Source organism: Streptomyces sp. NPDC111802 (assembly GCF_055634335.1).
In genome coordinates this window covers 74,090-94,961 of the sequence record NZ_JBVKCZ010000016.1, presented here as the reverse complement: position 1 = coordinate 94,961, position 20,872 = coordinate 74,090, and the positions used below count along the sequence as shown (strand labels likewise).

The 20,872-nt window shown below is 71.7% G+C and carries 20 protein-coding genes; 12 read left to right on the top strand and 8 right to left on the bottom strand.

What is annotated here, in order from left to right; genetic code table 11:
• Positions 1-25 precede the first annotated feature (25 nt).
• Positions 26-1,018 carry a cell envelope lipid trafficking protein PgfA gene (pgfA, locus tag ACZ7NC_RS19565; RefSeq protein WP_471489853.1) on the top strand — a complete coding sequence of 331 codons (993 nt, stop codon included), beginning with the start codon at positions 26-28 and terminating at the stop codon, positions 1,016-1,018.
• On the opposite strand, the gene hrpB is transcribed toward pgfA, so the two are convergent.
• Both hrpB and ACZ7NC_RS19555 read right to left on the bottom strand, forming a co-directional pair.
• Positions 1,008-3,485, bottom strand: a complete 2,478-nt coding sequence (gene hrpB, locus ACZ7NC_RS19560; protein ID WP_471489851.1) for an ATP-dependent helicase HrpB — start codon at positions 3,483-3,485, stop codon at positions 1,008-1,010. The two genes, pgfA and hrpB, sit on opposite strands and share 11 nt — an antisense overlap.
• A 4-nt stretch (positions 3,486-3,489) precedes the next feature.
• Positions 3,490-4,368, bottom strand: coding sequence for a class I SAM-dependent methyltransferase (locus tag ACZ7NC_RS19555; protein WP_471489976.1), 879 nt, complete (start codon positions 4,366-4,368; stop codon positions 3,490-3,492).
• Between the two features lie 403 nt (positions 4,369-4,771).
• Between ACZ7NC_RS19555 and rpsA the strand changes: the two genes are divergently transcribed.
• From rpsA to ACZ7NC_RS19535, 4 genes are all read left to right on the top strand, one after another.
• On the top strand, positions 4,772-6,271 hold the full coding sequence (gene rpsA / locus ACZ7NC_RS19550) for a 30S ribosomal protein S1 (protein WP_471489850.1): 1,500 nt from the start codon (positions 4,772-4,774) through the stop codon (positions 6,269-6,271).
• Positions 6,272-6,505: 234 nt separating this feature from the next.
• The gene (locus ACZ7NC_RS19545; protein WP_471489849.1) at positions 6,506-7,444 is read left to right on the top strand and encodes a PAC2 family protein; all 939 of its coding nucleotides are present in this window, start codon (positions 6,506-6,508) and stop codon (positions 7,442-7,444) included.
• A 58-nt stretch (positions 7,445-7,502) separates the two neighbouring features.
• The gene (gene coaE, locus ACZ7NC_RS19540) at positions 7,503-8,138 is read left to right on the top strand and encodes a dephospho-CoA kinase (protein WP_471489848.1); all 636 of its coding nucleotides are present in this window, start codon (positions 7,503-7,505) and stop codon (positions 8,136-8,138) included.
• Positions 8,139-8,188: 50 nt separating this feature from the next.
• The gene (locus ACZ7NC_RS19535) at positions 8,189-8,569 is read left to right on the top strand and encodes a tetratricopeptide repeat protein (RefSeq protein ID WP_471489847.1); all 381 of its coding nucleotides are present in this window, start codon (positions 8,189-8,191) and stop codon (positions 8,567-8,569) included.
• A 32-nt stretch (positions 8,570-8,601) separates the two neighbouring features.
• Here the strand turns inward: ACZ7NC_RS19535 and ACZ7NC_RS19530 are convergent, their stop codons facing one another.
• Positions 8,602-8,931 carry a DUF6343 family protein gene (locus tag ACZ7NC_RS19530; protein ID WP_471489846.1) on the bottom strand — a complete coding sequence of 110 codons (330 nt, stop codon included), beginning with the start codon at positions 8,929-8,931 and terminating at the stop codon, positions 8,602-8,604.
• Positions 8,932-8,995: 64 nt separating this feature from the next.
• On the opposite strand from ACZ7NC_RS19530, the gene ACZ7NC_RS19525 reads away from it, so the two are divergent.
• Complete coding sequence (locus ACZ7NC_RS19525; RefSeq protein ID WP_471489844.1) at positions 8,996-9,907, top strand: acyltransferase domain-containing protein; 912 nt, start codon at positions 8,996-8,998, stop codon at positions 9,905-9,907.
• 110 nt (positions 9,908-10,017) lie between these two features.
• Complete coding sequence (locus ACZ7NC_RS19520) at positions 10,018-10,482, top strand: DoxX family protein (protein ID WP_471489843.1); 465 nt, start codon at positions 10,018-10,020, stop codon at positions 10,480-10,482.
• A 103-nt stretch (positions 10,483-10,585) separates the two neighbouring features.
• Here the strand turns inward: ACZ7NC_RS19520 and ACZ7NC_RS19515 are convergent, their stop codons facing one another.
• A complete protein-coding gene (locus ACZ7NC_RS19515) occupies positions 10,586-11,128 on the bottom strand; it encodes an RNA-binding S4 domain-containing protein (RefSeq protein WP_471489842.1) in 543 nt (180 codons plus the stop codon).
• A gap of 50 nt (positions 11,129-11,178) precedes the next feature.
• Between ACZ7NC_RS19515 and ACZ7NC_RS19510 the strand changes: the two genes are divergently transcribed.
• On the top strand, positions 11,179-11,910 hold the full coding sequence (locus ACZ7NC_RS19510) for a uracil-DNA glycosylase (RefSeq protein ID WP_471489840.1): 732 nt from the start codon (positions 11,179-11,181) through the stop codon (positions 11,908-11,910).
• Here ACZ7NC_RS19510 and ACZ7NC_RS19505 read toward each other — a convergent pair.
• The gene (locus ACZ7NC_RS19505) at positions 11,873-12,526 is read right to left on the bottom strand and encodes a GntR family transcriptional regulator (protein WP_471489839.1); all 654 of its coding nucleotides are present in this window, start codon (positions 12,524-12,526) and stop codon (positions 11,873-11,875) included. The two genes, ACZ7NC_RS19510 and ACZ7NC_RS19505, sit on opposite strands and share 38 nt — an antisense overlap.
• 182 nt (positions 12,527-12,708) lie before the next feature.
• Here ACZ7NC_RS19505 and ACZ7NC_RS19500 point away from each other — a divergent pair, with 182 nt between their 5' ends.
• Positions 12,709-14,187 carry an NCS1 family nucleobase:cation symporter-1 gene (locus ACZ7NC_RS19500; RefSeq protein ID WP_471489837.1) on the top strand — a complete coding sequence of 493 codons (1,479 nt, stop codon included), beginning with the start codon at positions 12,709-12,711 and terminating at the stop codon, positions 14,185-14,187.
• 5 nt (positions 14,188-14,192) lie between these two features.
• Positions 14,193-14,924: an aspartate/glutamate racemase family protein gene (locus ACZ7NC_RS19495; protein WP_471489836.1), complete on the top strand. Its 732-nt coding sequence runs from the start codon at positions 14,193-14,195 to the stop codon at positions 14,922-14,924.
• Here the strand turns inward: ACZ7NC_RS19495 and ACZ7NC_RS19490 are convergent.
• Together ACZ7NC_RS19490 and ACZ7NC_RS19485 are read right to left on the bottom strand one after the other, a co-directional pair.
• Complete coding sequence (locus ACZ7NC_RS19490) at positions 14,916-15,392, bottom strand: GNAT family N-acetyltransferase (RefSeq protein WP_471489835.1); 477 nt, start codon at positions 15,390-15,392, stop codon at positions 14,916-14,918. The genes ACZ7NC_RS19495 and ACZ7NC_RS19490 overlap by 9 nt on opposite strands.
• An 11-nt stretch (positions 15,393-15,403) precedes the next feature.
• Positions 15,404-15,814: a RidA family protein gene (locus tag ACZ7NC_RS19485; RefSeq protein WP_471489833.1), complete on the bottom strand. Its 411-nt coding sequence runs from the start codon at positions 15,812-15,814 to the stop codon at positions 15,404-15,406.
• A 409-nt stretch (positions 15,815-16,223) separates the two neighbouring features.
• On the opposite strand from ACZ7NC_RS19485, the gene ACZ7NC_RS19480 reads away from it, so the two are divergent.
• On the top strand, positions 16,224-18,125 hold the full coding sequence (locus ACZ7NC_RS19480; RefSeq protein WP_471489832.1) for an FUSC family protein: 1,902 nt from the start codon (positions 16,224-16,226) through the stop codon (positions 18,123-18,125).
• A 213-nt stretch (positions 18,126-18,338) separates the two neighbouring features.
• Here ACZ7NC_RS19480 and ACZ7NC_RS19475 read toward each other — a convergent pair whose 3' ends face one another.
• Positions 18,339-19,304 (bottom strand): endonuclease/exonuclease/phosphatase family protein, encoded by a 966-nt coding sequence (locus ACZ7NC_RS19475; protein WP_471489831.1) that lies wholly within the window; start codon positions 19,302-19,304, stop codon positions 18,339-18,341.
• A gap of 195 nt (positions 19,305-19,499) precedes the next feature.
• Between ACZ7NC_RS19475 and ACZ7NC_RS19470 the strand changes: the two genes are divergently transcribed.
• A complete protein-coding gene (locus tag ACZ7NC_RS19470; protein ID WP_471489829.1) occupies positions 19,500-20,864 on the top strand; it encodes an amidohydrolase in 1,365 nt (454 codons plus the stop codon).
• Positions 20,865-20,872 lie beyond the last annotated feature (8 nt).

The window sequence follows — 20,872 nt, the reverse complement described above, 5'->3', positions numbered from 1 at the left end:
CCGCCTGTCCGGGAGGGAGGCCGAGATGCGCCGCAAGGCCAGTCTGATCCTGCTCGCCCTCGCCGTGTTCTTCGCGGCGCTGTCCCCGCTGCTGCGCTGGTACGCCTTCCCGCGCCTGGCCAAGATCCCGGCCGGCCAGTACCAGGACATGGTCCTGGAGGCGAAGGACGCCACCCTCCTCGACTACGGCACCATGAAGGCCCGCAAGGTCTCCGAGGTCACCATCGTGCAGACGCTCAAGGGCGACGTCGAGGCCTCGGAGAAGATCGAGAGGACGGCCGGAAAGGACGTCGTCGTCTGGGACGGCCTGTCGTACGTCGTCGGCCCCGACGGCAAGATGGTCTCCAGGATCCCCGAGCGCTACATCTTCGACGCGCACACCCAGGAACCCGTGCACGCCACCGGCGAGATGGTCGACGGCGACGCGGTGAAACGGACCGGCATCGAGTTCAAGTGGCCCTTCCTGACCGAGAAACGGGACTACGAGTACTTCGACGCCCAGGCACGCGTCACCGCCCCCATCCACTACCGGGGCACACAGAACTTCCGCGGTGTCGACGTCTACTACTTCGAGCAGACCATCCCCTGGACCAAGGTGAAGTTCCCCAGGACGATGCCGGTCGAGGGCATCACACCGGAGTCGGTGGCCAGGACCGGCACGACCCGCTGGTACACCACCGTCCGCAAGTTCTGGGTCGAACCGCTCACCGGCGCCCCCGTCTACGGCGAGGAGATCCACAAGGAGGAACTCCGCGGCGGCACCCTGCTCGGCGGACGCGAGAAGGTGACGGCGTTCGCGGGCCACGTGAAGATGCGCGAGGACTACATCGACCACACCGTGGACCTGGTCAAGTCCAACCGCACGCTGGTCCTGCTGCTGACGTCGTACCTGCCCTGGGGCTTCCTGACCCTCGGCCTGCTGCTCCTCGCGCTCTCCCTCTACCTGGAGGCACTCGGCCGCCGCCCCGGCGACCCGGAGCCGACGAGGAACTCCGAACCGGAACCGGTCACCGCCTGAGCCGGGCGCTGGTGTGCCGGGTCGGCTCAGCGGTGGCGGGATCCTCGGGCCACGGATGCTTGGGATAACGGCCGCGCAGCTCCGCCCGCACACCCTTGTAGCCGTCCTTCCAGAAGGAGGCGAGGTCGGCGGTAACGGCCGCGGGCCGCCCGGCGGGGGAGAGGAGATGGATGAGGAGCGGCACCCCGGCGACGGCCGGCGACTCGTGCAGTCCGAACATCTCCTGCAACTTCACGGCGAGGACGGGCTGTTCGGGATTGCTGTAGTCGACCCGGATTCTGGACCCACTCGGTACGGCGATGCGCTCCGGCGCCAACTCGTCGAGCCGGCCGGCCTCCCCGGACGCCCACGGCAACAGCCGGGCGAGCGCCTGCCCCGCGTCGATCCGCCCGAGGTCGCCCCGCCGCCGGGCCCGCCCCAGCTCGGGCTCCAGCCACTCGTCCACGCGCGCGTGCAGCGCCTCGTCGGAGACCTCGGGCCACGGCTCCCCGAGACGCAGGCGCAGGAAGGCGAGCCGCTGTCGCAGTACGACGGCGTCGGGCGTCCACCGCAACAGGCCGAGCCCTTCCTGCCGTAGCCCTTCTAGGAGGGCGTTCCGTACGAGGACGGGGTCGGCGTCGCGCAGCGGCCGCGACGCGAGCTCGATCGCCCCCAGCCGCTCGACCCGCCGGGCGACGACGTCCCCGTCGGCCCAGTGGACCTCCTGGCCCTCGGAGTACAGCGAGGCCGCCGCCGAGCGGGCCATGTCCTCGTCCACCACGGCGGCGAGCTGCACGCGCGCGTGCCCCTTGCCGACGGGCCGGTCCGCGACGGCCACGGCGATCCAGGGGGCACCGCGCAGCGGGCTGCCTTCAGCGAGTTCGGCGCGCGTGCCGGAGGCCATGAGGTAGGAGCCGCCGTCGGCCTTCGCGACGCGCTCGGGGAAGGCGAGGGCGGCGACGAGGCCCACGGTGCGGTCGTCCACGCCGTCCGACGGCACGCTCCCACTGCTCGCCCGCAACCGCCGCACCTCCGCACGCCACCGCGCCGCGTAGGCGTCCCCGCCCCGCCGAGCCGCCCGCCAAGCGGCGGCCAGGTCGTCCCCGTACTCCCTCGGGGCCTCCTCGCTCAGCAGCGCGACCACCTCGGCACCCGCACCGGACGTGTCCAGCAGCGCCCGCCCCAACCGGGGATGCAACCCCAGCCGGGCCATCGCCGTGCCCCGTGCCGTGGCCCGCCCGTCGGCGTCCACCGCCCCGACGGCCGTCAGCACACTCCTCGCCGCCGCCATCGCCCCGGCCGGCGGCGGATCCAGCAGCGCGAGCCCCGTGGCCCCCGGATCGCCCCAGCACGCCGTCTGCAACGCGAACGCCGTCAGGTCGGCCACCTTGATCTCCGGCGACGGGAAACGCGGCAGACGCCCGTCCTCCGCCTCCGCCCAGCAGCGGTACACCGCGCCCGGCGCCTCACGCCCGGCCCGCCCGGCCCGCTGCCGCCCGGCCGCCTGCGCGGCCCGCACCGTCGTCAGCGCGCTCAGCCCGCGCGCGTGGTCGACGCGAGGCTCCCGCGCGAGGCCGGAGTCGACGACCACCCGCACCCCGGGAACCGTCAGCGACGACTCCGCCACGGACGTCGCCAGCACCACCCGGCGCCGCTCCGCGCCCGCCAGCACGGCATCCTGCACAGCCGCCGGCGCCCGCCCGTGCACCTGCAGCACCTCGACGTCCCCGAGCTCCCCCAGCTGCCCGGCCACACGCGCGATCTCGCCCACACCCGGCAGGAAACACAGCACGTCCCCCGCCCGCTCGGCCAGCGCCCGCCGCACCACCGACGCCACATGGGTCAGCAGCGCCGGGTCGACCCGCATCCCGTGCGGCGGCCGTACGGGACGCGTCGGCGGCGCCCACACCACCTCCACGGGGTGCGAGGCGCCCTCGGCCTCGACCACCGGCGCGTCCCCCAGCAGCCGCGCCCAGCCCTGCGCGTCCGTCGTCGCCGACGCGGCCAGCAGCCGCAGCTCCGGCCGCAGCGTCTGCCGTACGTCCCACAGGAACGCCGCCACCGTGTCCGCGTCCAGATGCCGCTCGTGGCACTCGTCGAGGATCACGACGTCCACGCCCGCGAGCTCCTGGTCGCGCTGCAGCCGCTGGAGCAGCACACCGGTCGTGACGACCTCCACGCGCGCGCGGCGCCCGACGACCCGCTCACCGCGCACGGTGTACCCGACGCTCTCGCCGACCTTCTCGCCCAGCAGCCACGCCATCCGCCGCGCCGCGGCCCGGGCCGCGATCCGCCGCGGCTCGGCGACGACGACCCGCCGCGCCGGCCCCTCGCCGAGCAGCCCCGCCAGCGCCAGCGGCACCAGGGTCGTCTTGCCGGTGCCGGGCGGCGCGACGAGCACCGCGGTGCCGCGCGCGTCCAGGGCGTCGCTCAGACCGGGCAGGGCGCCGCGTACGGGCAGCGCGTCCAGGGCGTCGTAACGGATCACGCTCTCAGTCCCTCCCCCAGCCTCCGGCCGGGGGTGCCCCCATCTCGCTTCGCTCGCACACGAAGATCGCCGTTCCCGGGATCAGGTTCCCGCGCAGCGGCGACCAGCCGCCCCACTCCGAGGTGTTCCAGGCCGGCCACTCCGGCTCGACCAGGTCCACCAGCCGGAATCCCGCCGCCACCACGTCCCGCACCCGGTCGCCGATCGTGCGGTGATGTTCGACGTAGACGGCGTCGCCCTCCTCGTCCTGCTCGACGTACGGCGTGCGGTCGAAGTAGGAGGCGGCGACGGACAGGCCCTCCGGGCCGGGCTCGTCGGGGAAGGCCCAGCGGATGGGATGGGTGACCGAGAAGACGAACCGTCCGCCCGGCCGCAGCACCCGCCGCACCTCGCGCAGCACCAGCACCGGGTCGGCGACGAACGGCAACGCGCCGTACGCCGAGCACGCCAGGTCGAAGGAGGCATCGGCGAAGGGGAGCGCGCACGCGTCGGCGCACACCAGAGGGAACGCGCCCCCGATGCGCAACGCGTGCTGGAGCTGACGATGGGAGAGGTCCAGGGCGACCGGGCGGGCGCCCTGCGCGGCCAGCCAGCGCGAGCACTGCGCCGCGCCGGCGCCGATCTCCAGGACCGCCTTGCCCTTGAGGTCCTCCGGCGGGCCGAGCAACTCGGCCTGCACCTCGTCCAGACCCTCGGGGCCCCACACGAAACGGTCGTCGCCCAGGAAGGTGCCGTGCTCGACCTGGTACTCGTCCGCGTTGCGGTCCCACCAGCCCCGATTGGCGCGGGAACTCTCGGCGGCACCGGCCGTACGCCGGGTGGCCTCCGGCTCGAAGGAGGTGTCAGGGGCGCCTGAGACATCGGTCGACGCGTCGGACGCGATCTCGGGCGATACGGGCTCTTGGATGATCGGCTCCCTCGTCGTACTCTTCCGTCACCTGAATGGCGCGGCCCCTCCCGGCGGTGTCACGAAAGGGACTGCCCAAGGCCCGCGTGGCCTCAGGAGACAGGTTTTGTGCCGGGAATGGGGCGATCCGCCCCGGGTGGGCGGCTTCGCGCATTGACCCTGCCCGGCTGCCCCCGTATGCTACAAGTTGCGCTGCGGGCCTGCGCACCTCAGACGTAGCAGGCTGCGCTCGCATCTGTTGTATGTCCCCTCGGTTCTCGAGGCGCCACGAGTGTTTTACGTGGCGCTTCCTTGGCTGTCCGGCTTCATCAGAGCGAAACGGGCTCCCGGCGTAAGCAGTACCTACGACTTCAATGTCCGTACCGGAGCCCTTTCCCACATGACGAGCAGCACCGAGACCACCGCCACCACCCCGCAGGTAGCGGTCAACGACATCGGTAACGAGGAAGCCTTCCTCGCCGCGATCGACGAGACGATCAAGTACTTCAACGACGGCGACATCGTCGACGGCGTCATCGTGAAGGTCGACCGGGACGAGGTCCTGCTCGACATCGGTTACAAGACCGAAGGCGTTATCCCGAGCCGCGAGCTCTCCATCAAGCACGACGTCGACCCCAACGAGGTCGTCGCCGTCGGTGACGAGATCGAGGCCCTTGTTCTCCAGAAGGAGGACAAGGAAGGCCGCCTGATCCTCTCGAAGAAGCGCGCCCAGTACGAGCGTGCCTGGGGCACCATCGAGAAGATCAAGGAAGAGGACGGGATCGTCACCGGTACCGTCATCGAGGTCGTCAAGGGTGGTCTCATCCTCGACATCGGCCTCCGTGGCTTCCTCCCGGCCTCCCTGGTCGAGATGCGCCGCGTTCGCGACCTCCAGCCCTACGTGGGCAAGGAGCTCGAGGCCAAGATCATCGAGCTGGACAAGAACCGCAACAACGTGGTCCTGTCCCGCCGTGCCTGGCTGGAGCAGACCCAGTCCGAGGTCCGCCAGACGTTCCTCACCACCCTCCAGAAGGGTCAGGTCCGTTCCGGCGTCGTCTCCTCGATCGTCAACTTCGGTGCCTTCGTGGACCTGGGTGGCGTCGACGGTCTGGTCCACGTCTCCGAGCTGTCCTGGAAGCACATCGACCACCCGTCCGAGGTTGTCGAGGTCGGCCAGGAAGTCACCGTCGAGGTTCTCGACGTCGACATGGACCGCGAGCGTGTCTCCCTGTCGCTGAAGGCGACCCAGGAAGACCCGTGGCAGCAGTTCGCCCGGACCCACCAGATCGGCCAGGTCGTGCCCGGCAAGGTCACGAAGCTGGTTCCGTTCGGTGCGTTCGTCCGCGTGGACGAGGGCATCGAGGGTCTGGTCCACATCTCCGAGCTGGCCGAGCGCCACGTGGAGATCCCGGAGCAGGTCGTCCAGGTCAACGACGAGATCTTCGTCAAGGTCATCGACATCGACCTCGAGCGCCGCCGCATCAGCCTCTCGCTGAAGCAGGCCAACGAGGCCTTCGGTGCCGACCCGGCCACGGTCGAGTTCGACCCGACCCTGTACGGCATGGCCGCGTCGTACGACGACCAGGGCAACTACATCTACCCCGAGGGCTTCGACCCCGAGACCAACGACTGGCTCGAGGGCTACGAGACCCAGCGCGAGGCGTGGGAGCACCAGTACGCCGAGGCGCAGACCCGCTTCGAGCAGCACCAGCAGCAGGTCATCAAGTCTCGCGAGGCCGACGCGGCTGCTGCCGCCGAGGGTGGCGAGACCGCGGGTGGTGCCGCTCCGGCCGCGGGTGGCGGTTCGTACTCCTCCGAGGGTGCGGACACCTCCGGTGCGCTGGCTTCGGACGAGGCGCTCGCCGCGCTGCGCGAGAAGCTGGCCGGTGGCCAGAGCTGAACGCCGGCCGCTGAGGCTTAGCCGTTGACTGAGGGGCCGTACCTTTCGAGGTGCGGTCCCTTTGTCGTTCGTCCGCGGCCTGTCGTTCGTCTGCGGCGCCGTCGTGGCTTTTCGCGCAGTTCCCCGCGCCCCTGAGGGGGTTGTCCATCCCGGCACGATCATGGGTCCCTCCTTTGGGAATGTCCGTGCCCGTAGGGGCGTTGTGACATACGGACACGAGGAGGAGCGGTCACAGTGCTTGATCCGCAGGGTTTGTACGCATGGGAGCCGAAGGGCCTCGCCGTGGTCGACATGGCGCTCGCCCAGGAGTCGGCCGGTCTTGTCATGCTCTACCACTTCGACGGATACATCGACGCGGGTGAGACCGGCGACCAGATCGTCGACGGGCTCCTGGACTCGCTGCCCCACCAGGTCGTGGCCCGCTTCGACCACGACCGGCTGGTGGACTACCGCGCCCGTCGGCCGCTGCTGACGTTCAAGCGCGACCGCTGGGACGGGTACGAGGTGCCCGCCATAGAGGTGCGGCTCGTCCAGGACGCGACGGGAGCCCCCTTCCTGCTGCTGTCCGGGCCCGAGCCGGACGTGGAGTGGGAGCGCTTCGCCGCCGCGGTCAAGGAGATCGTCGAACGGCTCGGCGTACGGCTGTCGGTGAACTTCCACGGCATCCCCATGGGCGTCCCGCACACCCGCCCGGTCGGCCTCACCCCGCACGGCAACCGCACCGACCTCGTCCCGGGCCACACCAGCCCCTTCGAGGAGGCGCAGGTGCCCGGCAGCGCCGAGTCGCTCGTCGAGTACCGGCTGATGGAGGCCGGGCACGACGTCCTGGGCGTCGCCGCGCACGTCCCGCACTACATCGCCCGCTCCCCGTACCCGGACGCGGCCCTGACCGTCCTGGAGGCCGTCACCGCGGCGACCGGACTGGTGCTGCCCGCCATCGCGCACTCCCTGCGCACCGACGCCCACCGCACGCAGAACGAGATCGACCGCCAGATCCGCGAGGGCGACGAGGAGCTCACCAACCTCGTCGAGGGCCTCGAGCACCAGTACGACGCCGTCGCCGGCGCCGAGACCCGGGGCAACATGCTCGCCGAGCCGGTCGACATCCCCTCGGCGGACGAGATCGGCCGGGAGTTCGAGCGGTTCCTGGCGGAGCGCGAGGGCGACAGCTGAGCGGGGAGGGCCGGTCCTGCCCGGTGCGCTGTCAGTGGCAGGACCTAAGCTGTCGGTCATGCTGAAGGTGGGCCTGACCGGCGGCATCGGCGCCGGCAAGAGCGAGGTGTCGAGGCTGCTCGTGGAGCACGGCGCCGTGTTGATCGACGCGGACCGGATCGCGCGCGAGGTCGTCGCGCCCGGCACCCCTGGTCTCGCCGCCGTCGTGGAGGCGTTCGGCGAGGAGGTGCTCGCGGACGACGGCAGTCTCGACCGGCCAAGGCTGGGGCGAATCGTCTTCGCCGACCCCGAGCGGCTCGCCGTGCTGAACTCGATCGTGCACCCCCTCGTCGGCACCCGCTCCCGCGAGCTGGAGGAGGCCGCCGCCGAGGACGCCGTCGTGGTCCATGACGTCCCGCTCCTCACCGAGAACGGCCTCGCGCCGCTGTACGACGTCGTGGTGGTCGTCGACGCCAGTCCCGAGACCCAGCTCGACCGGCTTGTCTCACTGCGCGGCATGACCGAGGAGGACGCACGCGCGCGTATGGCCGCGCAGGCGACTCGGGAGAGACGCCTGGAGATCGCGGACATCGTCATCGACAACGACGTAGCCCTGGAGGAGCTTCAGCGGCGCGTGAAGGACGTGTGGGACCAGCTCGTGCGGCGGGCCCACGGGGCGCGCGCGGACCGGCGGTCCCGTTCGCCCCAGGAATAGCCGTGTTCCGTTCGCGCGTTTAATCCTCCCAGTGAGGGAAGGACTCTGCCGTGCCCGAGACCAGCGGTTCGACCGGACGTACCCCGGAGACGCATGTCATCGACTTCCGTGCCGCCGAGCAGCTGCTCGCCGCGCGGGACCCGCGGGGTGCGGTGAAGCTGCTCGACGGGGTCATCGCCGTGCACCCGGAGAACACCGCGGCCCGGCTGCTGCGCGCGCGTGCCTTCTTCGCCGCCGCGCAACTGCGGCCCGCCGAGCTGGAGTTCACCATCGTCCTGGAACGCGAGCCGGACAACGCGTTCGCGCACTTCGCGCTCGCCCGCACCTACGAGCGCCAGGGCCGGCCCGACCAGGCCAAGCGCCACTTCCGGCTCGCGGCCGCGCTCGACCCGAACCCGCAGTTCCTGAAGGCGGCACGGTTCGACGCGTGAGCGGCGACCGGGGCGGCCGGTCCTCGCGACGGCTAGGGGTGGCGGTTCTCCGGCGGGGGCCGTGGAGGGCGGTAGTCGGTCGGCGGCCCCTGCGGGCGGTAGGGGCGGTTCTCGGGCGGGAAGTACGGCGGTATGTCGCGGCCCGGCTGGTAGTGCGGGCCCTGGTGGATGTGTCTGAGGACCATGGCCAGGTCGATCGTGATCACCAGCCACAGCACCCCGCAGGCGATCGCCCAGCCTGGGCGCCCGGCGAGTGCGAACGCTACAGTGCCGAAGATCGTCCAGACCACGCCCCACACGCACAGCCAGAAGCGGACCCGCAGCGCACTGCGCGCCGTCGTCGGCTCACTGCCCGTACGCATCCACATCACCGCTCCTCCTTGAAACGTACTCCTCCTTCTCCGCGTTCTCCTCGCAGGGGGCCCCGTGCTGCCGGACACCGATGAACTGGCCGAGGTGCTGCTCGACCTCTCCGTACCCCACGAGTACGTCAACGATCTCGTGCGGATGGGCCGCCGGGTGACGGACGACCCGGAGCTGCGGCAGTTCCTGGAGCGGTCCGTCGACGAGCTGGTCCGGGGGATGGGGGAGGTCGGCGGCCCGGTCGACCTGCCCGACCTCGACTGGGCCTCGGGCGCCCTGCAGCGCTGCTTCCCCGTGTACGTGTTCGTCGCGGCGCTGCCGTACACCCGCGCCTACCACCGTGACCGCGGCATCCCCGCCGATGTCTCCCGGCGTACCCTCGCCGACCTCGGCCGGAACATGGCCGTGCATCGCAGGCGGCACGGCCGGGCGGGTCTGCAGGCCCCGTGGTGGCTCATCCATCACTTCCGCGGCGAGCTGTACCAGCTGGGCCGGTTGCAGTTCGAGCGGGCGCGGCTCGGGCAGCGTGCGGGGACGAGGCTCGCGGCGGCCGGGCTCGACGTCGGCCCGGACTCGCCCTGCCTCAATGTGCACATACCCGACTTCCAGGGCCCGATGTCCCCGGCCGTCGTCGAGCGATCCCTGTCGCTGGCCCGGGAGTTCTTCCCGCTGCACTTTCCGCGGGAGCGGTACCGCGTGGCGACCTGCCACTCCTGGCTGCTGGACACACAGCTCAGGAAGTACCTCCCCGAGGACTCCAACATCGTCCGCTTCCAGGAACGTTTCCGCGTCAGCATCGAGGACCGGGAGGCGGCCGACACCGAGCCGGTCCAATTCGTCTTCGGCGACCCGGAGTTGCCGATCGAGAGCCTGTCGCGGCGGACTGCCGTGGAGCGGGCCGTCGGGGACCATCTGCGGGCGGGCGGTCACTGGTACGTGGGGCATGGGTGGCTGCCGTTCGACGGACGCGGGTGAAAGTTCTTCGTACGGCGATGACGAATTGCCGTGCAAAGGCGATGAGTTCCGAAGTCGGCCCCGGTCTACCTCTCCGACAACACCACGGAACGCTTCACCCAGGAGACCCCATGTCCGAGACCACCGCCCCCGTCACGGCCCGCACGGCCCGCACGTCCCGTACCGTCATCGCCGAGTCCGCGACCCCTCGCGGGCGCCGCGCCCGTATCGCCCTGCGCGGCCTGCAGATTCTGCTCGCCCTCTTCTACGGGATCGCCGGCGCCCTGCCCAAGCTGATCGCGCACCCGTCGGCCGCCGAGGGCTTCGACGAGCTCGGCTGGGGCAGCGCGGGGATGTACACCATCGGCGCGCTCGAACTCGCCGGTGCCGTCGCGCTGTTGATCCCGGTGCTCCAGTCCGTGGCGGCGATGGCGCTGAGCGCGCTGATGGTGGGCGCGTTCGTCGTGACGATCACCGCCTTCGGCGGCGAGAACGCGGCGACACCGCTCATCCTGATCGTGCCGCTCGCCCTGATCGCGTGGGCGCGGCGGAGTTCGAACGCGGATCTGCTGCGGCTGGTGCGACGACGCGCATGACAGGTGCGCCTGCGCGAAACGACTTCCGTGGCGTCCGGCCCGGGCCTTCTCGGCCTGCCGGACGCCACCGTCGTATGTCATCGTCGTATGTCACGGTCGTATGTCACCGTCCGCGCGGTCGTTCCGCGCCGCCGCCCATGAGTCCGCGCAGGCGTTCCAGCTCGCGCCGGTCCCGCTTGGTCGGGCGGCCCGTGCCGCGGTCGCGGATGCCGGCCGGGGCGACGGCCTCGCGCGGCGGCGGAGGGGGCGAGTTGTCGACATAGCACTGAACCGCCACCGGGGCACCCACCCGCTTGCGGATGAGCCGCTTGACGATGACGATCCGCTCCCGGTTCTCCTGCCGCAGCCGCACCTCGTCGCCGATGCGCAGGGAGTGGGAGGGCTTCACGTTCTGGCCGTTCACACGCACGTGCCCGCCCTTGCAGGCGGTGGCGCCCATGGAGCGGGTCTTCACCAGGCGTACGGCCCAGATCCAGCTGTCGACCCGCACGGACTCGCCGTTCTGCGGACCGGCGGCCTCGGCCGCGGCCACGGCGGCGGCGATCTTCGGGTCCACGGCCTGCTCGGCGCTCGCCGCGTCCGGCTGCCGCTGTACCTCGGCCGCGTCCGCGCTGCCGCCCTTCGCCTCGTCGTCCTCGGAAGCCATGCCTCGACCTTAGTCCCCGTACCTCTCCGGCAGCGCCGTACCGTGGAGGCGTGGACGCCCTCGACGATCTCGACCTGCGGGTCTCGGGCTGCCGGGCCTGCCCACGGCTGGTCGACTGGCGTGAGGAGGTGGCCCGCACCAAGCGCGCCGCCTTCGCCGACCAGACGTACTGGGGCCGCCCGGTGCCCGGTTTCGGCCCGCCGGACGCCCGGCTGCTGATCGTCGGGCTCGCTCCGGCGGCCCATGGCGGCAACCGCACCGGCCGGATGTTCACCGGGGACCGCTCCGGGGACGTGCTCTACCAGGCGCTGTACGACGTGGGCCTCGCCTCGCAGCCGACGTCAGTCGCCGCCGACGACGGCCTGGAGCTGTACGGCGTCCGCGTCACGGCACCCGTGCACTGCGCCCCGCCCGCCAACAAGCCCACCCCGGCCGAGCGGGAGACCTGCCGGCCCTGGCTCGTGCAGGAGCTGCGGCTGCTGCGGCCGACGCTGCGGGCGGTCGTCGTACTGGGTGCCTTCGGCTGGCAGGCGACGCTGCCCGCGCTGGTGGAGGCGGGGTGGCAGGTGCCGAGACCGCGGCCCGTGTTCGCGCACGGGGCGCGGGTCGCGCTGGACGGGGCGGCTGGGGGCGCACCGGAGCTCTTCGGGTGCTTCCACGTCAGCCAGCGCAACACCTTCACCGGCCGGCTCACGCCGGAGATGCTGCGGGAGGTGCTCGGCACGGCGGCTCGGGCGGCTTCGCTCAGCGAGGGTTCTCGCCGAAGAGGTGCCGGACCGTAGAGCGGTAGTTGGCCTGCACATGGCTGAGGGTGTGGGCGCGGGCGCGTTCGGGGTCGCCGGAGGCGATCGCCTCGTACAAGTCCCTGTGTTCCTCAAGGAGTTGGGGCCACTCCTCGTTCTGCCGGGTGAGCCAGCGCAGGCGGCCGTCGACCGGTTCCATGACCGAGGTCAGCAGGCTGTTGCCGGCCATGGCCAGGATCCTGTTGTGGAACCGCGTGTTGACGTCGGTGATCTTCTCGGCGTCCCCCGCCTCGGTGGCGCTCGCGGCGCCGCGCAGCAACTCCCGCAGCTCCGCCAGGTCCTCCTCCGTGGCCCGTGATGCCGCCAGTCCGGCCGCGTACACCTCCAACGCCTCGCGCAGCTCGAACAGTTCCTTGACGTCGGCGGGGGTCAGCCGGCGTACGACCGTACGGCGTGGTGTCTCGAAGTGGACGAACCCCTCGGCGACCAGCGCGCGGATCGCTTCGCGGACCGGCACCCGGGAGACCTCGAAACGGTCGGCCAGTTCGCGCTCGACCAGGCGATCGCCCGGACGCAGGCGGCCCGCGATGATGTCCTGCCGCAGTGTGGCGAGGACACGTTCGCGGATCGCTCCGAGCGGTTCGATCTTCGTCATGGGGCCATCTTCGCCGACTCCGGGCGTGATTTACGGAGCGTTAACGGCAGCGATATCTGTCCGGACGGTTGACGGGAGGACGATGAGCGCAGTTTGGTATACCAAACGCGTTGCAAGTGACCGGAAAACAGCCAAGCGACCGGAAAGCAGCCCTCCTCCGTCCCCTCCCTCCTGGAGGCCCCGTGTCCCTCGCCGACCGTGCCGAAGTCACCGGCACAGCAGCGTTCGTCCCCGATGCCCGGCTCACCAACGAAGACCTCGCGCCCGCCGGCAAGCGCAACTGGAAGGTCTTCGACCTCTTCGCCCTGTGGATGTCCGACGTCCACAACCTCGGCAACTACACGTTCGCGGCGGGCCTGCTGGTCCTCGGTATGAACGTGTGGCAGGTCTTCACCTCCCTGCTCGTCGGCTTCGTGCTCATCTACATCGGCATGAACTGGATGGGGAAGATCGGCCAGCGCCACGGCGTCCCGTTCCCCGTGGTCAGCCGCATCAGCTTCGGTGTCTGGGGCGCCAACATCCCGGCGCTGATCAGGGCCGTGATCGCCATCATGTGGTACGGCATCCAGACGTACCTGGCCTCGGTGGCGGTGAACGTGATGCTGCTGGCCGCCTGGCCCGGCCTGGAGTCCTGGACCCACAGTTCCTTCCTGGGACTGCACGCGCTCGGCTGGGTCTCGTTCCTCTCCCTCTGGCTCATCCAGGCGTTGATCATCAGCCAGGGCATGGAGTCGGTGCGGAAGTTCCAGGACTTCTGTGGTCCGGCGATCTGGGTGGTGATGATCGCGCTGGCGGTCTGGGTCCTCGCCAAGGCCGGCTGGACGATCTCGCTCACGAGCACCCCGCACCCGGTGTCCGTCGGCGAGCAGTGGCGGCAGTGGTTCGGCGCGATCGGCCTGATCCTCGCCACCTACGGCACGCTGATGCTCAACTTCTGCGACTTCTCCCGCTTCGCGCCCGACTACCGGACGGTCCGCAAGGGCAACTTCTGGGGCCTGCCCATCAACTCGACGGCGTTCGTGGTCGTCTCGGTGATCGTCACGGCCGGTTCGCTGGAGGTGTTCGGCGAGGCCATCACGGATCCGGCCGAGCTGGTGGCGAAGGTCGGCAACACATGGGTCCTGGTCCTCGCGGCCCTGACCTTCGCCATCGCCACGATGGGCGTCAACATCGTCGCCAACTTCGTCTCACCGGCGTACGACCTGGCCAACGTCTGGCCGCAGAAGATCACCTTCAAGGTCGGCGGCATGATCAGCACGGTCGCGGCGCTCGTGGTGACGCCGTGGAATCTGTTCTCGAATCCGACGGTCGTCAACTACTTCCTCGGCGGCCTGGGCGCCTTCCTGGGCCCGCTGTTCGGCGTGATCATGGTCGACTACTACCTGGTGAAGCGCGGCCGGGTGGACGTGAACGAGCTGTTCTCGGCCCAGCCGGGTTCGCGCTACTACTACCACAAAGGCGTCAACCCCAAGGCGCTGTGGGCGTTCCTGCCGACGGCGGGGGTCGCGGCGGTGCTGGCGCTGGTGAAGACGTTCAGCGATGTGGCGCCGTACTCCTGGTTCATCGGTACGGCGACGGCGGCGGGGCTGTATCTGGTGCTGTGCCGCGATGAGCGGGCCGAGTCCGAGGTGGCCGCCGGGTCTGTGGCGCGGGAGGTCTGAAGGACGTGCGGATCGTCGTCACCAACTGCAACACCACGCAGGAGATGACCGAGGAGATCGTGCGAGGTGCCCGGGCCGCCGCAGGCCCGGGCACCACCGTGCTCGGGCTGACCCCCGCGTGGGGCCCCGCGTCGGCGGAGGGCTGGCTGGACAGCTACCTCTCGGCCGCGGCGGTGATGGACGCGCTGCGGACGTACGAGGGCCCCGCGTACGACGCGGTCGTCATGGCCGGCTTCGGGGAGCACGGGAGGGAGGGCGTCCGGGAACTGGTGGACGTGCCGGTCGTCGACATCACGGAGGCGGCGGCGCATCTCGCCTGTCTGCTCGGGCGCCGCTACGGGGTGGTGACCACGCTGGACCGGTCCTGCGGGCAGATCGAGGACAGCCTGGAGACGGCCGGCGTGGGCCGCAACTGTGTCGCGGTGGTCGGCACGGGACTGGGGGTGCTGGAACTGGAGGACGGCGAGCGGACGGAATCCGCCTTCCTCGCTGCCGCCGAACGGGCCCGGGACGCGGGTGCGGAGGTCCTGCTGCTGGGGTGTGCCGGCATGACCGGGTTGCAGCGGGTCGTGGGGGAGAAGCTGGGGGTTCCGGTGGTCGACGGGGTGGGGGCGGCCGTGAAACTCGCCGAGTCGCTGGTGGGGTTGGGGTTGAGGACGAGCCGGGGCGGGGCGTATGCGAGGCCGTTGCCGAAGCGGCGGGCGTGGGGCCGGCCGCCTGCGGGGCGCTCAGGCTGACTGAGCCGGCCCTGGGGGCGCCGGATGCCAGACGTACCGTACGTCCGGCTCCCGCTCCTCATTGCCGCTGCCGTCCGTGTGCTCGACGGCGACGAAGCCATGACGCTCGTAGAAGCGGTGGGCGGGCCTGTTGACCTCGAAGGTCCACAGGCTCAGCCCGTCCGGGCGGCGCCGCTTGGCAAGGTCGACGAACCGGTCGCCGATGCCGCGCCCGCGCCAGTCGGGGTCGAGATGGAGCTGGGAGAGCAGATCGCCGTCAAGGACCATGAGCCCGACGACCCGCTCGGCGGCCTCGGCCACCCAGGTCTCCCGCAACAGCACCACGACCTCCCGGAAATACGTCCGCACATCGTCGTCGGAGCGCGGCCGGACGACGGTCGGCAACGCGACGGCGAAGGACCGCAGCCAGACGTCGGCGACGGCACCGGCGTCGGTGGGCAGGGCACGGCGGAGGGCGACTGCGGTCATGACCGCGCCCCCTATCCTGACCGCTCGGGAACGACGGCAGTCGCCGTGATCTCGACCAACTGCCCCGTGTATCCGAGGCAGGCCACCCCGAGCAGCGTCGACGAGTGAGGACCGACGCTCAGCCCCGACGCCTCGACGACCTCCCAGACGGCGGACAGCACGGCGGTGTCAGCGCTCACGACGTACACATCGGTGGACAGCACATGCGCCAAGTCACTCCCGACCGAGGCGAGTTGCACCTCCAGATTGGCGATCACCTGCTCGGCCTGCCGTACGGGATCGCCTTCGCCGACGAGATTCCCGTCGCCGTCGAGCGGCACGGAACCGGCGAGAAAGGCGACCTTCGCACCGGCCTCGACGACGGAGGCGTGGGAGTAGGCGGGGGGAGGGAAGAGGGCGGGGGAGGTGACGCGTCGGATCACGGCGGCTCCTGAGAGGTGCGGGCCGGCGAGGGCGGGCACGGTCGCGCGGCGTACAACTCGCCGATCATCCGCGCCCGCACAGCTGTGCGCATCCGAATTTCCGGCCCGCGTCCCGGGATCTCCTCAGCCGTCAGCCGTCAGCCGTCAGCCGTCAGCCGTCAGCCGTCAGCCGTCAGCCGTCAGCCGTCAGCCGTCAGCCGTCAGCGTCGGTTCCGCGAGTGCCGTGCGGCCAATTGCGTTCATAAAGAACGTGGCGTTTCCAGGCATCGTCACATCCCCGAAACCCGAACGTCCCATCCTCACCAAGTCCCACCCCTACCGTGGACACCACCTCATTTCACCTCACACCACCGCCCGGCCACCGTCGCCCGAAGGCGCCCACCCCCGCCCTCGCCCCGACAGGAGCCCTGTGTCCCGCCCCGCACGTCCGGCCCTCGCCCTGCCACCCTGGCTCGCCCACACCCTCCGCACCCAGCGCGGACCCGTTCCCTGGAGCGCGGTCACGCGGGGGGCGTTGGCCGCCGGGCCGCTGTTCCTCACCGCGGACCTCGCCGACCGTGTCTCCCTCGGCGTCGTCGCCGCCATCGCCGCCATGCTCGCCGGTATCAACGACCGCCCCGGCAGCCGTCGTGTCTCCGTCAAGCGGCTCGGGGTGCCCGCGCTGGCGGGGGCGGCCGGGGTGCTCGGCGGGACGTATGCCGGGGATCACCTCGGGGCCGTAGCGCTCACTCTTCTGCTCACCGGGCTCGGGCTTCTCGCCGGAAGTATCAGTGCCGTCGGGCCCGTCGCCTCCGCCGCCGGCACCCAGGTGCTCGTCGCCTCCGCCATCGGGGCCGGGATGCCGTTGCCGGAGAGCGGGTGGCTGCGGGCGCTCGCGTATCTCGCCGGTGCCGCCTGGCTGCTCGGGCTCCGGCTGGCCCTCCCCACGCCCGGCTCACTCGTCGGGGACTTCCGGTTCGACGGTGAACGCGACGCAGTCGCCGACGTGTACGACGCCGTCGCGGACCTTCTCGACGCCGTCGGCACCCGACACGCCACCGCCCGCCGCGTCGCGCTCACCGCCGCCCTCGATCACGCACAGGACGCCCTCACCGGGCCCCGGCTGCGGCGGTACGCCTCCTCGTCCGCCGAGCGGCGGCTGCACGCGCAGTACGCCGCCGCCCTGCCGCTCGCCGAGGCCGCCACCGCGCTCGCCTGGGCCGGGGAAGCGGTGCCGGCCCGGGCCTCCGAAGGGCCTCGGCGGCTCGCCGCCGCCGTGCGCGGCAACACCCACACCGGGCCCCTCCCCGCGCCCTCCCGTTCCGCGCCCGCCCTGCGCGCCCTCGACGACGCCCTGCTGCACGCCGCAGAGGCCTTCGACGGGGGCAAGGAGAACAGGGACCTGCACACCCGGCGCCGTACGGTGAAGGATCTTGTCCGGTCCGTGTTCGGGGCCGGTGGCCGGGAGTACGGCCTGCGCGTCGCCCTCTGCTTCGGGGCCAGCGCCGGAATCGCCCAGGCCCTGCACCACGCCCAGTGGTACGGGCAGCACCAGCACTGGTACTGGCTCCCGGCCACCGCCGTCTTCCTCGTCAAGCCCGACCTCGGGCCGCTCGTGTCCCGGGTGCTGTGCCGGGCCGCCGGGACCGTGCTGGGTGCCCTGCTCTTCGCCGGGTTCGCCGCCGTGCTGCCCCGGCCCGAGGGGCTCATCGCGCTCGTGGCTCTCAGCGGTGCGCTGATTCCCGTGGCCACTCGGCACTTCGCCGCCCAGACCGCCGTCGTGACCGTTCTGGTGCTGGCCCTGGTGATGGTGGGCGGCGAGCCGCAGGCCTCCGCGAGCCGGATCGGGGAGACGTTGCTGGCGTGCGTGATCGTGCTCGTCGTGGGGCATCTGCCGATGCCGGGGCAGCGGGGCGGGGGCGTGCGGGCGCGACTCGGAGCGGCGGGGCGTGCCGCGTACGCCTACCTCGCTCACGTCCTGCGTGAATCCGACCCCCGCGACATCGCCCCCGGCCCCGACCCCCGCGCCCACCGCTGGACCCTCCGCCGCGAGGCCTACCGCGCGCTCGCCGAGGCCCGTACCGCCATCGCCCTCGGCGCCGCCGAACTGCCCGCGCTCGCCCGGCACACGGAAGGCGCGGGCGAGGTCGTCCACACCCTCGAACGGCTCGTCGACGCCACGACCGCCTGCGCCGTGCACCTCGACGACTCGGGTCGGCTCACGCCCTGGCACACCGCCCAGCTCACCGAGCTGCTCGACGAGCTCGCGCAGGAACGTGACCAGGCCGGGCTACGGATCCCCGAGGCGCCCGAGGTGCGCCTGGTCGGCTGAGGCCGACACCTTGGCGAAGGAACCGGCAGCGCTGAAGGAGTGGTCGGGGCCGGGCGGCGATCGCCGTCACCGTGCCCGAGGTCGGCCGCTCGCAGACCGGGGCGAGCGCGACGCCCCGGACGCCGCCGATCTCCAGCACCCGGGCGCCGGGCGTGAGGTCCAGGTTGGCCACCGCCCAGGTCCGGCGCTCCGGGACCGCCCCCGCGGCACCTCCTAACCGCCGACCCGCACCCAGACCGGCGCGTGGTCCGACCCTGCCGCGCCGCGCCGCTCCTGCGGATCCGCCCCGACCGACGGCAACTGCGGAGCACCGGCCCCGGGCACCCCCGTCCCCGCCGCGGTCACCCGCTGGACCAGGCGGTGGCTGCACAGGACGTGGTCGATCAGTTCGCGCCGCCCGGAGTTGACGCGCGAGAACCGCTGCTCGGCGGGGATCAGCGGGGCCACGTTCCACAGGCGGCTCGCGTCGCCCTTGTCCTTCACCTTGAAGCCGGGCGTGCCGATCTCCGATCCGGGCGGGCCCAGCAGGATCTGGGTGGTCGCCGCCTGCACCTCGTCGTTCAGATCGCCCACCACCGCCACGTCATGTTCGCGTCCGTCACCCGCCAGCAGTACGTCCGCCAGCGCGCGCAGCGCCGTCGGCTCGGCCGCCCGCCGGTAGAGGGCGTACGCCCCGTACCGCGCCCGTTCGCCCTCGTCATGCGGCTGGAAGCGCTCGCCGGGATACGACAGCAGCTTCGACTTGAGGTGGGCCACCGCCACCCGCATCGGCCCCGTCCCCGTCCCAGCCCCCGTCTCCGTCTCCACCGCGAGGAAGCCCCGGCCCGACGCCGACGTCGTCCCGCCCTCGTCGTCCGTCTGCACGGGGCGCAGCTTCGCGGGGAAGGCGTTCGTGTCGTGCAGGACCCTCAGCTCCGTACGGCTGAGGAAGCCGACCCTGATGCCCCGTCCGTCCGGGTGCTCGGAGAGCGCGATGTGCCAGCCGCCGCCGAGCATCCCGGCCAGGTCCCGCAGGGCCTCCGGGTCCCCGACCTCCTGCACGCCGAGCAGCGCCGGGTCGAGACCGGTGACCACCGCGGCCAGTGCCGCGAGCTTCGTCTCGTACGCCGCCTTGTCCTTGGGGCCGAACTCGCCGCCGGGCCGGTAGAGGTTCTCCAGGTTCCAGGTGCCGAGGAGCATGCCGGGCTCCTTCCAGAAGCCGTGCGCCTTGAGGCCCTTCGAGCGGGCCGGGGTGAGCCCGCCGAGTCGGCCGTGCCGCGGCCGCCGGCGGGCTGGTGAGGCCAGCGTGCCGTCCGGCAGGGCCGGGCGACAGGCCCGTGACCGGATGCGCGGTTCACCTCACACGCCCCGACGACCGCGTCGTACGTTGGCGTGATGACGCCTTCTCCCGCAGAAGCTCCCGCCGACCTCGTCATCACCGGATGCACCGTCCTCGTGCACGACGATCAAGAGCGGATCGGGTTCCGGGAGAACGCCGCGATCGTCGTACGCGGTGGAGTCGTCGAGTCCGTCACGGCCGCGGACGCCGTGCGCGGGCGGGACGCCGTCGAACGGATCGACGCCGCCGGACAGGTCGCCGTGCCCGGCCTCGTCAACTGCCACAGCCACGCCCCGATGGTTGCGCTGCGCGGGGTCGCCGAGGACCTGCCCATCGAGGAGTGGTTCAACGACGTCGTATGGCCCATCGAGTCCAACCTCGCCGACAAGGACGTGGAGTTGGGGGCGCGGCTCGCCTGTGCCGAGATGATCCGGGGTGGCGTGACCTGTTTCGCCGACCACTACTTCTCGATGGACGCCGTCGCCGGCGTCGTCGAGGAGTGCGGGATCCGGGCGCATCTGGGGGAGGCCTTCTTCTCCTCCCAGGGGGATCGAGGGCGGGAGCGGTCACTGGAGTTCGCGCTACGGCATCGCGGCGGCGCCGGCGGCCGTATCACCACCACCCTCGCCCCGCACGCCCCCTACACCGTCGACGACGCCGACCTCGCCGCCACCGCCGAACTCGCCCGCGACCACGGCCTGCCCGTCCACCTCCACGCCGCCGAGAACCGCGACCAGGCCGAGACCAGCCTCGCCCGCCACGGCGCCACTCCCATCGAGGTGCTCCGGCATACCGGAATCCTCGACACCGACGTGCTCATCGCCCACGGCACGGGCATCCTGGACCGCGATCTGCCCGTGCTCCAGAACGCCACCGGCCGTGTCGCCGTCGCCACCGCCCCGCGCGGCTACCTCAAGTTCGCCTGGCCCACCACCACACCGGTACGCGCCCTGCACGACATCGGCATCCCCGTCGGCCTCGCCACGGACGGCGCCGCCTCCAACAACTCCCTCGACGTATGGGAGGCGATGACCCTCACCGCGCTCATCCAGAAGTCGGCCACCGGCGACCCGCGCTGGCTGACGTCCCGCCAGGCGCTGCACCACGCCACGCTCCAGAGCGCCCGCGCGGTCGGACTCGGGGAGAGCGTCGGCAGCATCGCACCCGGCCGCCGCGCCGACATCGCCCTGGTCGACCTCACCGGCCCGCACACCCAGCCCGTACACGACCTCGCCGCCACCCTCGTACACAGCGCCCGCTCCTCCGACGTGCGCACGACCATCGTGGACGGGCGGGTCCTGATGCGTGACCGGGAGCTGCTGACGATCGATGTGCCCGCCGTCGTAAGGGAGTTGGGGGAGCGGCTGCCCGCCCTCCTTGACCGGAGTCACGGCAGGCGGATCCAGGAGTACGACGCATAGGTTCATCC